The following is a 15,600-nucleotide window of genomic DNA, read 5'->3' on the forward strand; positions in this document are numbered from 1 at the left end:
CGCAGTATGGCTGATCATCCACCACATTGACTAATATGCCCTGCTCTTTCGCATCCTTGTACACCTGATGATTCAATTCTGGGTTATCTGTGGTTGCCCATACTTGAACATAACGTTTATCTAACCAGTGTGATGAATAAAAATGCTGAATCCAGTGACATTTCCCCTGATCAATCCAAGCCTGTAAAGCGGGAGCCACTTGCGGCGAAATCACGGTGACTTTAGCATCCGCTCTCAATAGCGCATCAATCTTTCGGCAGGCCACTTCGCCGCCCCCGACGACCAAAACGGGTTTATTGGTCAAATCCAAAAACAGAGGAAAATAGCGCATAGTACATCTTATGGTTGTCCATCCTTAACTGGCACTCATGCTACCAAAAATGGGGCAAGAAAAGCATCTAATAACCAGAATGAAATAAAATCTGTGCAAATTTCACCCATAAATCAGTGAATCCGACTAATCCTTAACAAATTAATAGAACTATTAATTAGAACTTTGTTCACTCACCGTCACGCCATCCTGTTGCACCACTCTGTCACTCAGTTGCACTATTTACATTTATTTAACACTTCGCCATTCTTGGCGCAGTTAAGGAATGGGGAATTAAGCAACTCTTTTCACTCGTTGTTTGAGAAATCTGACATCCTTACCTACGCTTACAACTGGTTGATTTATCAATTGCATCCGCATAGACATCAACCAATAACTGAAGAAACACAACATAGCTGAACTCTTGTATCAGGTGTCACCTGGTCAAAAACGGATCAAACAGGAAGGATACAAATGGCGAATAAACTCACTGTTCTTGCTTCTGTCGTCGCAGCCTCGTCTGCCATGCTGAGCCTCTCGGCATCAGCCGCAGAAAGCACTCTAGACAAAGTGTTATCTCAAGGTTTTATTACTTGTGGCGTCAGTACAGGCTTACCGGGTTTTTCTAACCCAAATGCAAAAGGGGAATGGGAAGGGATCGACGTTGAATATTGCCAAGCAATGGCAGCAGCGGTTCTAGGGGATAAAACCAAAGTTAAATTTGTGCCACTCACCGCAAAAGAGCGTTTCACTGCGCTGCAATCCGGTGAAATTGATGTTCTGTCTCGTAACACAACATGGACTCTGCAACGTGATAGCGCCTTGGGTCTTAACTTTGTCGGCGTGAACTATTACGACGGTCAAGGTTTCATGGTGAAAAAAGATTTGGGTGTGAAAAGCGCCAAAGAACTGAATGGCGCGTCAGTCTGTGTTCAATCGGGTACCACAACAGAACTCAACTTGGCAGACTACTTCCGCAATAGCGGTATGACTTACAAACCTGTGGTATTTGATACTGCAGCTCAAACTTCAAAAGGCTTTGATGCCGGTCGTTGTGATGTTCTGACGACTGACCAATCGGGTCTGTATGCACTGCGCCTCAATTTAGAAAAACCCGACTCTGCGGTCGTTCTACCTGAAATCATCTCTAAAGAGCCTCTAGGTCCTGTGGTTCGTCAGGATGATGATAAGTGGTTCAACGTCGCTAAATGGGTACTGTACGCCATGGTCAATGCTGAAGAGTACGGCATTACATCGAAAAACGTCGATGAGATGATGAAGTCAGATAACCCAGAAGTAAAACGTATCCTTGGTCTTGATGGCCCGAAAGGAACGGGTCTTGGCATTCGAGATGACTGGAGCTACCAAATTGTTAAGCAAGTGGGTAACTACGGCGAAAGCTTCGATCGCACGGTCGGCTCTGGCTCACCACTAAAAATTGACCGCGGTGTGAATGCACTCTGGAATGCGGGCGGCTTTATGTACGCACCACCTATCCGTTAATTGATAACTATAATCCCGACCACCTTAAAGCTGCAGTACGAGACGTGCGTACTGCGGCTTTAAGTAAAAGGAATCTGCGCTTGGCTTAGCTCCGAGCACAAAAATGGATAAGAGGTTATTGTTGTATGAAACCCACAAATAAAGCGACGCCAGAGACTTCTGACGCGCATTCCAAGCATACCAATTTGCTTTATAACCCAACCTTCCGTTCGGTTGTGTTCCAACTTCTCGCCGTTTGTGTACTAGCATTTTTTCTCTACACCATAGTGAATAATGCGTTAACTAACCTTGAATCTCGAGGGATCGCAACGGGGTTCGCCTTTCTAGATCAAACCGCTGGTTTTGGTATCAGCCAAAGCTTAATTCCCTACGATGAGACTTACAGCTATGGCCGAACGTTTCTGGTGGGTTTGCTCAATACCGCTCTGGTTTCAGTACTCGGCATCTTATTAGCGACCATACTGGGATTTTTGATTGGCATTGCTCGCCTCTCAAGTAACTGGCTAATCAGCCGCTTAGCAGCAGTCTACATCGAAACATTTCGTAATTTGCCACTGCTACTGCAAATATTCTTTTGGTATTTCGTTGTGCTTCAAGCCTTGCCATCGGCAAGGGAAAGCATGCATCTTGGCGAGTGGTTTTACCTCAACATAAAAGGGCTGTATCTCGCGAAGCCAATCTTTGAATCCGGTAGTATCTGGGTTCTGGCTGCCTTAATCGCTGGCATCATTGCCTGTTGGGTATTGAGTATCTGGGCAACAAATCGCCAACGTTTAACGGGACAACAAACCCCGATGGGACGATACATACTCTTACTGTGTGTCGCTTTTCCAGTGTTGGTTTATTTTCTACTTGGCCAACCTATCACAGCAGAATATCCCGTACTACGCGGATTCAACTTCCAAGGCGGGATCTCGGTACTGCCTGAACTGGCGGCATTACTGGTCGCCTTGACCATCTATACCGCATCCTTCATCGCAGAGATTGTGCGCTCTGGGATCAATGCGGTCAGCCACGGGCAAACGGAAGCAGCAATGTCTCTCGGTTTAACTCGTACGAAAACCTTAAAACTGGTCATTATTCCTCAAGCACTCAGGATCATCATTCCACCGCTAACTAGCCAATATCTGAATCTAACCAAAAACTCCTCACTGGCCATGGCTATTGGCTACCCAGACTTGGTTTCTGTATTTGCGGGCACCACCCTCAACCAAACAGGACAAGCGATTGAGATCATTTCGATGACCATGTTGGTCTATCTCACGCTGAGTTTATTAACTTCAGCCTTAATGAACTTGTATAACCGTAAAGTGGCACTGGTGGAGAGATAATTATGGCAACACATCAATTTCAACCTAGCCTACCGCCGCCATCCAACACAACAGGGGTCGTCGGTTGGTTACGGAAAAATTTATTTAATGGCGTGTTTAACTCAATCGCAACCTTGGTGTTAGGTTACTTAGCTATTCAAGGTCTCCTAAATATCCTCGATTGGGCGATTTTCAACGCCAACTGGAGCGGAACCACGCGTAGCGACTGCACCCTTGAGGGCGCTTGCTGGGTATTCATCAGTGTTCGCTGGGAGCAGTTCATGTACGGCTTCTACCCCGCGGCAGAACTGTGGAGACCAAGGCTATTCTTCTTCACTCTGGCTCTTTTTGTCGCACTGCTGGCTTATGAAAAAACACCAAAGCGAGGTTGGATTTGGCTGGTTTTCGTTAACATCTATCCCTTCTTCGCTGCTCTACTTCTTTATGGTGGTGTCTTCGGGCTGGAAGTGGTCGAAACCCATAAATGGGGTGGATTGTTAGTCACTTTGATCATCGCTTTAGTCGGCATCATCGCTTCACTACCAATTGGCGTTGCACTGGCTTTAGGACGTCGCTCCGACATGCCCATTATTCGCAGCTTATGTACCGTCTACATTGAGGTATGGCGTGGGGTGCCTTTAATTACCGTACTGTTCATGGCTTCGGTAATGCTGCCACTCTTTTTATCTCAAGGCAGTGAGATAGATAAGCTACTGCGTGCCTTGATTGGCGTGGTGATGTTCAGTGCCGCGTACATGGCGGAAGTGATCCGTGGTGGTTTGCAAGCGATTCCCAAAGGCCAGTATGAGGCAGCCGATGCGCTCGGTTTAAGTTACTGGAAAAAAATGGGGCTGATTATTCTTCCGCAAGCGCTGAAAATCACCATTCCATCGATTGTAAATACCTTTATTGGTCTGTTTAAAGACACCAGTCTGGTGTTGATTATCGGCATGTTTGATGTGCTCGGCATCGGACAATCCGCCAATACCGACCCGAATTGGCTCGGTTTTGCTACAGAAAGTTATGTTTTTGTCGCGTTAGTGTTCTGGATCTTCTGCTTTGGCATGTCGAGATACTCGATTTGGCTCGAAGGCAAACTCCATACCGGTCACAAACGATAAGTCACTTTGCAAGGAACGTATTATGACGCAACAACTCAACCAAGATTTTATGATTCAAATTAAAGACATGAATAAATGGTATGGTGAATTTCACGTCCTGAAGAACATCAACCTGAATGTCAAAAAAGGCGAACGTATCGTCATTTGTGGACCATCCGGCTCAGGAAAATCGACCATGATCCGCTGTATTAACCGCCTAGAAGAACATCAAAAGGGACAAATCATCGTCGCGGGAAATGAATTAACTGAAGATCTGAAAAATATCGAACTGGTACGTAGTGAAGTTGGCATGTGTTTTCAACACTTCAACCTCTTCCCTCATCTGACGGTGTTGGAAAATTGCACGCTCGCACCGATTTGGGTTAAGAAAATGCCCAAAGATAAGGCGGAAGAAATTGCCATGAAATATCTCACTCGAGTGCGTATTCCAGAGCAAGCGGATAAATATCCCGGTCAACTCTCCGGTGGTCAACAGCAACGTGTAGCCATTGCTCGCTCACTCTGTATGAATCCACAAATTATGTTATTTGATGAGCCAACCTCAGCCCTAGACCCCGAAATGGTGCGTGAGGTGCTGGATGTTATGGTTGAACTTGCCGAGGAAGGCATGACCATGTTGTGTGTGACCCACGAAATGGGCTTTGCGAAAGAAGTCGCAGACCGAGTTATTTTCATGGATGCCGGAGAAATCATTGAGGAAAACAATCCCAAAGAATTCTTTGAAAACCCGCAATCGGATCGTACACAGAACTTCCTTGCCCAGATCCTGCATCACTAATCGACGGTACTCACTTCATCATCATTGATTCGGAAGCGTTAATCGCTTCTGAATTCTTTTAAAATCATGCAAATAAAAAGACATCATTCGGTGAATGAGATGAAATATCGTGTTACAACTGCACATAACCTTAACCACCGATTTTGATTATTATTGAGTTAGACAGCACAAGGGGCTTGAAATTTATGGCATTGAGCCTCATAACTGTCCCTGTAGCAATCAGTACTTTTAATAGAGGAAAAGTATGAATACGCCAATGTTTACTAGAACTTCCAGCTTGGAACGTACTCTTGAAACCAACAAGGTTTTGAAGAATACCTACTTCCTGCTTTCTATGACCCTTGTCACCAGTGCGATTGCCGCAATGGCGACTATGGCTATCGGCATTTCTCCTATCGTTGCTTTGGTGATGCAGTTGGCTGCCATTGGCATTTTGTTTTTCGTGATGCCAAAAGCGATTAACTCATCATCAGGCCTAGTATGGACGTTCGTCTTTACTGGACTGATGGGGGGAGCTCTTGGCCCTATGCTGAATTTCTATGCGGCGATGCCAAATGGCCCAATCGTTATTGCGCAAGCACTCGGCCTGACTGGCATGGTGTTTTTAGGCCTGTCGGCTTACACCATTACCAGCAAGAAAGATTTCTCTTTCATGCGTAATTTCCTGTTTGCTGGCTTGATCATTGTGATTGTTGCGGCATTGATTAACATCTTTGTTGGCTCAACGGTGGCTCATCTGGCTATCAGTAGCGTTTCTGCACTGGTATTTTCGGGTTTCATTCTGTTTGATACCAGCCGTATTGTGCGTGGTGAAGAAACCAACTATATCTCAGCAACGATTTCTATGTACTTGAATATCCTGAACCTGTTCACTAGCTTGTTGAGCATTCTGGGTATCATGAACAATAACGATTAATCGCTTAGATTGTTTTACGGTAAGCCCGATGAATTCATCGGGCTTTTTTATGCTTGAGCCACACCTTGAGCTTCGCTACCCTATGCGCAAATTGACAACCACAGACACTCACCATGCTGGAATACCAAGGCAACACTATCGACACTGACGCCCAAGGCTATCTTCTTGACTTTACGCAATGGGAAGAAGGGATGATCGCTCTTTTAGCAGAGCAAGAAGGGATTGAACTGACGGATGCCCACTTAGAAGTGGTTCATTTTGTCCGTCGTTTCTATGAGGAGTTTAAAACCTCCCCTGCTATTCGTATGTTGGTCAAAGCGATGGAAAAAGAGCACGGCCCAGAAAAAGGCAACAGTAAATATCTGTTTAAACTCTTTCCGAAAGGCCCCGCCAAACAAGCAACAAAACTGGCTGGCTTACCAAAACCGGCGAAGTGCTTATAAGATTTAAAAACTCCATAGCGAAGTCATCGTATTAGGCTTCGCTTTGACACTCTTCCGACTTAACACTACAGAATTTCAAACCCTTGATAGTCATGTTCTAACTCACTGCTTAAGCGGCGCACTTGCCGAACGCTGGCGGTTTTAGGACCTTCCTGCAACCATAGATACAACTCTTCTAATCTTTCAGGTGTGCCACAAGCCACGACCTCTACATCTCCGTTATTGAGATTTTTTGCGTAGCCCGTTAAACCCAACTTCAGACCTTGATGAGACGTGTGATAGCGGAAACCCACACCTTGCACATGACCTGAAACGATAAACTTACTGCACTGTTTTTCCATTTTTTTCATCCTGATTTATGCCATTGTTCAGACCACAGAATGCTCTCTTCCCTGTGGCATAAGAAAGCCAGATTCATCGATACGACTTTAATGAAACTGGTTCAAGCATAGCCGAAATCCACGTTATCCCAAAAAGAGTTGATAACCCCTTACCTTCGAATCATAAGGAAGGGGCTTTTCTTTTGCTTTTCTTCATCAGTTCCACGACAATAGCCGCCCATTTCTATTTCCATCTGAGTAGCGTAATGACTCCTGCAATTTATTTGGTCAAAGGTCGAGACAAATCTTTGCGTCGTAAACATCCGTGGATTTTTTCTCGTGGGATCAGCAAAGTCGAAGGGACTCCTGAACTGGGAGAAACTGTCGATGTTTACTCCTTTGAAGGTAAATGGTTAGCCAAAGCGGCCTACTCACCGCATTCACAAATTACTGCGCGTGTCTGGAGCTTTGAACAAGAGCCGATTGATCGCGATTTCTTCATTAAACGCATCGAACAAGCACAATTATTGCGCAACGATATTATCGAACGTGATGGCTTAACCGGTTACCGTTTAATTGCCGCAGAATCAGACGGCTTACCTGGCATTACTATCGACAAATATCAAGATTATTTGGTCTGCCAACTACTGAGTGCCGGTGCCGAGTATCAAAAACAAACTCTGGTCGAGGCATTATTACATTGCTTCCCTGAGTGCCATATTTATGAGCGCTCCGATGTTGCGGTGCGTAAAAAAGAAGGGCTGGACGAGCGCGTTGGGGTACTGCACGGTGAATTACCGCCTAAATCAGTCGTAATTGAAGAAAATGGCGTTAAGATCAGCGTCGATATTGTGGGTGGACACAAAACGGGTTTCTATCTGGATCAACGCGACAGCCGCTTCCAATCCATGAAATACGTTAAAGAGAAAGAAGTGCTGAACTGCTTCTCTTACACGGGTGGTTTTGGTTTATACGCACTCAAAGGCGGAGCTAAGCGTGTGATCAACGCAGATGTCTCTCAACCAGCCTTAGATACGGCTAAGTTCAATGCTGAATTGAACGGTTTCGATATCAGTAAAAAGCGTGCGGTGTTCTTGAATGCCGATGTATTTAAACTGCTGCGCGAATACCGCGACCAAGGCACACGTTTTGATGTGGTGGTGATGGATCCCCCCAAGTTTGCCGAATCTAAAGCCCAGCTGGATGGTGCATGCCGCGGCTATAAAGACATCAACATGCTGGCCATGCAGATCTTAAACCCAGGTGGCACCCTGCTCACCTACTCGTGTTCAGGGTTAATGGATCAAGTGCTATTTCAGAAAATTATTGCCGATGCGGCTCTCGATGCTGGACGTGATGTAAAGTTTATTGAGCGTTTTGAACAAGCGGCCGATCACCCAACCGATACCGCTTATCCTGAAGGTTTTTATCTCAAAGGCTTTGCTTGTAAGGTTTTATAAGCGATGGTGTGAGCGAACGTTAGCAAGCATAGAAAAGCGGCCTCAATGGAGGCCGCTTTTTACTTGCCACTCTTCACTTTTCACCACTCGGTTACGACCGAGTTTCTTCGCCGTCAATAATGCATGATCCGCCAGCTTCAAAACGGTTTCATAACTCTCCGCCTGCTGCGCATCGGCAAAGCCAATACTCACTGTCACGTTTAATCCCGTTGCTACTGCAGACAAATCAACCTGTTCAATCTTACAACGCAGCTTTTCAAAATAACCCCAAGCTTGCTGAGGGTCCCCTACATATAAGATGGTGAACTCTTCACCGCCCCATCTCGCCACTCGGGTTTTGTCGCCAACATACCCAAGTAACTCTTGTGATACCGCTACAATGGCTTGGTCGCCGATAATGTGCGAATAGCGGTCATTAATCTGCTTGAAGTGATCAATATCCAGCAGCGCAATACTGACTTGCTGATCTGGATTTTGCAGACGAGAAAAGGCTTGTTTGAGGTACATATCAAATGCGCGGCGATTGGCAAGCCCAGTTAAATCATCTTCTTTCGAGAGTCTCTCAAACTTTTCCGCTTGTAGGCGCAATTTTTGGGTTTTTAACGCAACCTGCTCGACGAGGTACAACTCACGCCGTTTCAAAATACGAATTCGCCACATCACCAGTGACACCGCCAGCGCCAGAAACAGCATGCCAGCCATGACAATCACCTCTTTACGCTGCCACCAATGAGGTTCAATGATAAATACGTAACTAAACGTGGCATCATTCCACTCACCATACGGATAACGGGCGCTGACAAAGAATCGATATTTACCCGGCGCTAAATTGGTGTATTCCGCTTGGGTATTATGACCCCGATATGACCAATCTCGATCGAACCCTTCAAGTTTCGTGCGATATTGCAAACGCTCTGACATCACAAAACCTAGCCCCACGTATCCGAAGCTGACCCGATTGGTTCCGGCCGCAGCAATGTACTGCTGATCTGGGTTGATACTCTCGCTGTCAAAACTGACCGATTCGAGAACGACCGGTAAACGCAGTTCACTCAGTTGCTGGAGACGCTGTACCTTGATGCTCGCCACCCCTTTCGCAGTGGCAAAAAACAGCTCACCATTTGGCAAACTTGCAGACGCTGGGTTGGTTCCTCCATTCGCCTGACTGGTTGCCATACCATCACCTTCATCAAAATGTTCGAATTCAAGCTGTGTGCTCATGCCATCAGCGACCGCTAACATCTGATCATAGTTGAGCTTCCATACCCCACGGTTGCTGGATAACCACACATGCCCTTCACTATCACGTAGCATTTGGAAGAATTTATCGATCGGTAAGCCTGCGGCACGACCCACAAGGGAAACGCTTGCATCACTCAAGCGATAACGCACGATGCCTCTATCTGTGGCCATCCAGACATAATCGGATTCCATGTAGAAGCCAAACACATACTGTGCTTGCTCTTGCTTAGTAAGATCAACCGGACGAATTTTGCCTTGAGCATCAAAATAAGCCACACCAACAGCACTACCTACCCACAGCTTCCCTTCCGAATCCAAAGCGAGTGCCATGATGTAATCATCAGGCAAGGGGGAGTTGTTTTTGTTGTATGTCGTCAGCACACCTTGCGGGGTTCTTTTGACAATACCATTTGAAGTACCAATCCAAAGATTATCTTGTGAATCGGTGACGATGGCTCTGACTTCGCTGCTTGGCAAACCGTTATTTTCATCTAGCACAGGACGCAACTGGCCGTTTTGCCAAAGGAGCAATCCCTTTTGAACCGTCCCAACCCAAACATTTGTGCTTTGTTGGTCTGCTTTGGCCAGACTGAGTATCGAGGGACGAGCACCTACCTGAGGCATTAACGCGCTATGTGCCAAGCCCTCTTCAATAATGCTTAATCCACGACTGGTTCCGACCATGACTCGTCGGTCATCTAGCGGTAACACGGTTCGGACATAATCGCCCACTAATCCTTTATCACTGTTGATATTAATGAAAGGCGCATCACGCAGTCGCATAATGCCGGCGTTGGTTCCCACCCATACACTGCCTTCGATATCCTGATACCAAGAAAGCACTCGGCTATAAGGCAAACCTCGACTAGGCTCCAAAAATTGCAGTTGCTGATTTTTCAGGCGTGCAATACCGCGATTAACCGTACCAATCCACCAGTTCCCGACACGATCTTGCTCCACCAGCGTCACCACTTCTTTCTCGAGCGGTGCAAACAACGATTGGAAACCTTCTTCAGTGTTGACCCAAACGCCTTGATCTGTTGCCACGACAAGTTCTTGATTCAAACTGATGGAAATATAGTTAATTCGTTCATAGCGCCCAATCGGCAATTCCATGGCTGACACTTGCCAATCATTAAAGCGATATAACCCTTTATCGGTGGCCGCAAAAATCACTCCATGCTGATTTTTTACCAAACGATAAGCACTGGCATCAGTCAGTAACCATCGATCCGGTCCATAGTGGTTATGACCCAAATAAGGTCGAACGACCACACCGAGACCTTCAATCGCGAGCCACAAGTTCTGTTCATCATCAATCAATGCACCATTGACTAAACTGGGCGCAGAACGAAAAGATTGCCAGCCATAACTCTGTCTGTGCGTGATACTCCCCCGTGCACCAGCCACCAACAACCCATTGTTATCCATGGGTAATAAGGTGCGAGTTCCAGAGTCAGCCATTCCAGTTTGTGGATTGCGATCAAACACTTGAAAATTGATGCCGTTATATCGCACCACGCCTTCCCAAGTGGCAAACCACAAATAACCGTCGCGTGTCTGGGCAATACTATTAATACTGTTGTGCGGTAAACCATCAGTGGAGGTCCACGTCTCCACGAAATAGTCCGAAATATGTTCGACTACGGCATAAGCAGATGAACTGATGATCAGCAAAAACACTGAACAGATCTGCACTCCGCAGCAAGCTAAAAGCCTAATTCCTGTCATTATTCTAATGGTCCTTTATACTGGAAAACCGCCCCTTTAGGGTCTTATACACCTTGAACTTGAAGCCGCTGCGGTATTCGCAGTAACTCCAAGTTGTTTAGGTATAATGGCTTCCAGCATTAAGCTGGATAATCTTATTATTCGCTGATCATTCGGCCATATGTTAAGCACACCATCACCGATGATGATAAGCGTTTTTTTATTTTGAAGCCTAGCTTTCCTTTACTCACTTATCATAAAAAGTGATTCAGGTTTTAGTGACATTGCATGACGACAACGATATCCATTCAGGTACTTGGCTGTACCCATCCTTTTTATTATCCGCCAAGGTTTCGTTACTTATTCTTTTGTCGTCAATCGGAGTGAGAGATTATCTAATTTCTGATCACACTATTCACCGTATTTATCTCATTTTTGTCGCACACAATTCATTATAAAAAATAAACTTTGCAGCCCAAATTTGCCAAGATTTCAACCGAAAGAGTGAACATGCGCATCCTATACTGAAACAGTATGTCGATCCTCTAAAATATATCCCCAATAACACTCTGTATTTGTTTGCTCGATAAGGGGCTACACTACGACTAGACTCATTCCGAGCTAGAACTCGAAATCGTGTAGAGATATACCACCTTCATAAGGAAAACATAATGATTCAAATCGGACAAACCTTACCAGATGTACAACTGAGCCAAAGAACCAGTGAGGGTACACTGACTCACTCTGTAACCACCTTGTTTGCTAACAAAAAAGTCGTACTATTTGCCGTTCCAGGTGCTTTCACTCCGACTTGCTCAGAAGCACATCTACCTGGCTATGTCGTCTTGGCAGACAAATTCAAAGAGAAAGGCGTCGATATGATCGCTTGCGTTTCAGTTAACGATGCTTTTGTAATGAAAGCGTGGGGCGAAGCGCAAAATGCGAGCGAAATTGCCATGCTGGCTGATGGCGATGCGAGCTTCACTAAAGCCTTAGGTCTCGAAATGGACACAGGTAACTTTGGTGGCGTGCGCTCGCAACGCTACGCCATGGTGATTGAAAATAACGTAGTCACTCTGCTCAATGTTGAGCCACCAAAAACCTTTGAATTGAGCAAAGCAGAAACTGTACTAGCCAGTTTGTAATTCTAGTCCTCAAAAACCCGACACTGGGTCTTTTGACCGCGTGTCGGGTTGATCGCCTTTCTTAAACAACTCTCGTTGCAAACCTTGAACACTATTACTTTAAAGCTACTGGTTTAAACGCTCACCGCTTAACTGCGGATAACTGGCTAATAGCGCCTTTGCCTGCTCAAAATCAAAATCTTCAATTGCAGAAATTAAGGCGGCTTGCTGCGCCGAATCCCACTGGGAAACTTGGCGAATGGACTTACTCAGGCTTAATGCGGTGACATCATAATCATTGATCGCCTGTTGCAACTGCTGATACCACAAACCCCAATCTAGGTTCTCCGCCAATAGCGGCTCTTTATGCTGATGTTCCCACGCAGAGAGTTCATCATCGACTTGGGTTAGCAAGCTTTGAGCTTGTTGAAGCAGCTCAAACGAAGGTAGGACTTGCTGCTCTAGACTCTGCTCCATCTCTGCCGCCAACTGAGCTAAAGCTTCTAATCCTAAATTCGCGGCAGAACCTTTCAGAGTATGAGCCACTCGGGTCGCAGAGCTCCAGTCTTGCGCTTCGATTAGCCCTGTTACACTGTTCAGCTCATCAACTTGGCTATCGATAAAGTGACGCAGAATTTCAAAATAGCGTTGTTGATTGCCCCCAATCCGGAAGATAGCTTGTTCCAAATCAACGCCCGTCAGCTGAGGCAGATCTAACAAAGCGTTCATCGCAGGTTTTGATGCGCTGGGTTTATTTGGGGAATGCGATGAAAAGCTCTGCTCATCACTCACCTGAAGAAAATGCCTGAGTACCTGATAAAACTTATCCACTTCAATCGGTTTGGAAAGATGATCATTCATGCCTGCTTGCAAGCAGCGTTCAATATCTATCGCCATCGCATTAGCGGTCATAGCAACGATGGGTAAGCTCTGCCACCGCGGATTGGCTCGAATATGCTCAGTCGCGGTGATCCCATCCATGACCGGCATCTGCATATCCATTAACACCAGATCAAAATCGGCATGCTCTAACCTCTCAAGCGCTTCTTGACCATGATTGGCGACCACGACATTAAGGCCAGTGTCTTGGAGTAGGCCAAGCGCAACTTCTTGGTTCACCTCATTATCTTCGACGAGCAACAGACTCTGGCCGACAAAATTCGGCCTGCTGTTGTGATGCGCTTCGTTCGTTTTATGGCGTACATGCTCAATTCCATAACTGGTCACAATCGCATCCAGCAGATTCGAGGGATTAACCGGTTTGACAATTAAAGCGTCAACCAACTTGCTGTTTTCGCCTTCAAGGTTAATTTCACGTCCATAAGCCGTGACTAAAAAGCTCTTCATGTGCCCACGAAGGCCGAGGGTTTTCACTCGCGTCAGTAGCTCAATGCCATTCATACCAGGCATGTTCCAGTCAACAAACAACATATCAAAGGGTTTCTGTTGAATTTCCGACAGCGCCTCAAACCCATTACTCACCGTCACGACGTTAAAACGCATAGCGGTCAGTAAAGAGTCGAGAATGTGGCGAGCAGAATCATTATCATCCACCACTAACACTCGCTTATCCGCGAGACCATGCACAGGTTGGGAAATATCACGCATTTTGGCATCTTGCAGACCACACACCACCGAAAACTCAAAGGTGGAACCTTTACCTTCTTCACTATGAACGGTAATTTGCCCTCCCATAAGCTCGACCAATTGCTTACTGATACTCAACCCAAGCCCAGTGCCCCCATATTGACGCGTAATGCTGTTATCTGCCTGCGAGAAAGCATCGAACAAATCGTCCAGCTTGTCTTGGGCAATGCCAATCCCTGTGTCTTTGACGGCAAACCGCAGCGTGACTTGCTGTTCATTCAATTGGCTCACTCGTGCAGACAGTACAATTTCGCCTTGTGAGGTAAACTTCACCGCATTACCACACAGATTAACCATCACTTGACCAAGCCTAAGCGGATCGCCAATCAGCCCTAGTGGGATGTGCGGGTCGATATCCATCAAAAACTCAATGCCTTTCTCTTGGGCTTTCAATGAGACAACTGCCGTCACATTATCCAGTACATCATCAAGATTGAAATCGATCCGCTCTACATTGAGTTTACCCGCCTCCATTTTGGAAAAATCCAGAATGTCATTGATGATGCCCAGTAAGTTTTTGGCGGATTCATTAATACGACTCACGTATTTGCGTTGTGTCGTATCGAGTGGGGTATTCAATGCCAGATGTGCCATACCCAAAATTGCATTCATTGGGGTTCGGATTTCATGGCTCATATTCGCCAAGAAGTCACCTTTGGCCTGACTCATCGCGTCCGCCGCCTCTTTGGCTTTGCGGAGTTCATCTTCCATCTCTTTGCGTTCGGTCATATCCAGCAAAATACCGACGATGCCATTGACCTTGTCCGCACGATCGCTAAAAGATGCCTCGTAAACCAGCATTTCACGCTGAACACCCGTGTAATCGACCAAAGAAATTTCGTAATTTTGACTGCTTTGTTGTTTAGTCAACACTTGGTGCGCCGCAGCAAAGCGCTCTGCAACCTCAGCTGGGAAAATCTCTTGCGGCTCTTTATCAATCACTTCGTTATTGTATAAACCCATGAGATCCAAGAACTTGGCATTGACCGTGAGGAATTTACCATCTGAACTCAAGCAGTACATCGGGTTGGGTGTAGCATCGAGGATCTCTTGATTGAGCTGTGATTGTTCAAGCACTTTTCTTTCAGCCAAACGTTGCTGCTCCGCATTTTGGCTAAGTTGAATCGCGACAGAGAGATCGTCAAGCATCTGCGATAACCAATGGTATTGCTGCATTGTCAGCATGCCTACGGTTCCTAACTCCAGTAACGCTATCGGCTGATTATTGACCTGTAGAGGTAGGTAATACACCTCATTGAGTGCAATCACTCCTGAGGTAGAAACCACTTGGAAGTTACCATTGAGGGACTTCATTGCATAAGGCTTGCCCGAACGCAGCACACTACAATGCGTTGTCGTTGGATCACTGTAGTCACGTTGTGCAGACTCCGACTGACCAACACCGGCAATACGCGTCAGTACGCCATTTTGATAGAGATAAAGACCTATCAGTTCAACGGGAAAATGGTGCAGTAAAAACTGTGTCACCTGATTGCACAAGGCTTCCGTGGTCGGATGGTTGCGAATGATGATGTTGAAGTCTTTCACCAAGGTATTAAAACTGAGCTGTTCGGCAATATGGTGAAACACCACATTCAAACTATCGATAAAGCGTTGTAATTCGCCATACGCTTTTTGAGTCAGAGTAAATTCATAATCTTCATTGCGGACTTGCCTCACCACCGTTTTCAATAAAATGCTTAACGGAGCAACGTA

At 45.9% G+C, this 15,600-nt stretch carries 12 protein-coding genes; 8 read left to right on the top strand and 4 right to left on the bottom strand.

Annotated features, from left to right (window positions below; translation table 11 throughout):
* The coding region (locus GOU96_RS13940; protein ID WP_324701983.1) for a bifunctional precorrin-2 dehydrogenase/sirohydrochlorin ferrochelatase at positions 1-331 on the bottom strand (331 nt) is incomplete at its 3' end.
* 453 nt (positions 332-784) lie between these two features.
* On the opposite strand from GOU96_RS13940, the gene GOU96_RS13945 reads away from it, so the two are divergent.
* From GOU96_RS13945 to GOU96_RS13970, 6 genes are all read left to right on the top strand, one after another.
* Positions 785-1,813 (top strand): amino acid ABC transporter substrate-binding protein, encoded by a 1,029-nt coding sequence (locus GOU96_RS13945; protein ID WP_001284567.1) that lies wholly within the window; start codon positions 785-787, stop codon positions 1,811-1,813.
* A 125-nt stretch (positions 1,814-1,938) separates the two neighbouring features.
* A complete protein-coding gene (locus GOU96_RS13950; RefSeq protein ID WP_042989544.1) occupies positions 1,939-3,144 on the top strand; it encodes an amino acid ABC transporter permease in 1,206 nt (401 codons plus the stop codon).
* Positions 3,145-3,146: 2 nt separating this feature from the next.
* The gene (locus GOU96_RS13955) at positions 3,147-4,244 is read left to right on the top strand and encodes an amino acid ABC transporter permease (protein WP_042989543.1); all 1,098 of its coding nucleotides are present in this window, start codon (positions 3,147-3,149) and stop codon (positions 4,242-4,244) included.
* A 22-nt stretch (positions 4,245-4,266) separates the two neighbouring features.
* Entirely contained in the window at positions 4,267-5,022 is a 756-nt protein-coding gene (locus GOU96_RS13960; RefSeq protein ID WP_042989542.1) for an amino acid ABC transporter ATP-binding protein, read from the top strand.
* A 244-nt stretch (positions 5,023-5,266) separates the two neighbouring features.
* A complete protein-coding gene (locus tag GOU96_RS13965) occupies positions 5,267-5,938 on the top strand; it encodes a Bax inhibitor-1/YccA family protein (protein WP_001095848.1) in 672 nt (223 codons plus the stop codon).
* Positions 5,939-6,051: 113 nt separating this feature from the next.
* Positions 6,052-6,381, top strand: a complete 330-nt coding sequence (locus GOU96_RS13970; RefSeq protein WP_000895409.1) for a TusE/DsrC/DsvC family sulfur relay protein — start codon at positions 6,052-6,054, stop codon at positions 6,379-6,381.
* Positions 6,382-6,446: 65 nt separating this feature from the next.
* Here the strand turns inward: GOU96_RS13970 and yccX are convergent, their stop codons facing one another.
* On the bottom strand, positions 6,447-6,722 hold the full coding sequence (gene yccX / locus GOU96_RS13975) for an acylphosphatase (protein ID WP_000414772.1): 276 nt from the start codon (positions 6,720-6,722) through the stop codon (positions 6,447-6,449).
* Between the two features lie 245 nt (positions 6,723-6,967).
* Between yccX and GOU96_RS13980 the strand changes: the two genes are divergently transcribed.
* Positions 6,968-8,161, top strand: a complete 1,194-nt coding sequence (locus tag GOU96_RS13980) for a class I SAM-dependent methyltransferase (RefSeq protein ID WP_033932533.1) — start codon at positions 6,968-6,970, stop codon at positions 8,159-8,161.
* A gap of 42 nt (positions 8,162-8,203) precedes the next feature.
* Here the strand turns inward: GOU96_RS13980 and GOU96_RS13985 are convergent, their stop codons facing one another.
* Positions 8,204-11,134, bottom strand: coding sequence for a ligand-binding sensor domain-containing protein (locus GOU96_RS13985; protein WP_114710603.1), 2,931 nt, complete (start codon positions 11,132-11,134; stop codon positions 8,204-8,206).
* A 650-nt stretch (positions 11,135-11,784) separates the two neighbouring features.
* On the opposite strand from GOU96_RS13985, the gene GOU96_RS13990 reads away from it, so the two are divergent.
* The gene (locus tag GOU96_RS13990; RefSeq protein WP_000614589.1) at positions 11,785-12,258 is read left to right on the top strand and encodes a peroxiredoxin; all 474 of its coding nucleotides are present in this window, start codon (positions 11,785-11,787) and stop codon (positions 12,256-12,258) included.
* A gap of 105 nt (positions 12,259-12,363) precedes the next feature.
* On the opposite strand, the gene GOU96_RS13995 is transcribed toward GOU96_RS13990, so the two are convergent.
* Positions 12,364-15,600 (bottom strand): PAS domain-containing hybrid sensor histidine kinase/response regulator (locus GOU96_RS13995; protein WP_324701984.1); only part of this gene is annotated, 3,237 nt, incomplete at its 5' end.

The sequence above is a fragment of the Vibrio sp. R-1 genome (assembly GCF_035615595.1).
Classification (GTDB): domain Bacteria; phylum Pseudomonadota; class Gammaproteobacteria; order Enterobacterales; family Vibrionaceae; genus Vibrio; species Vibrio cholerae.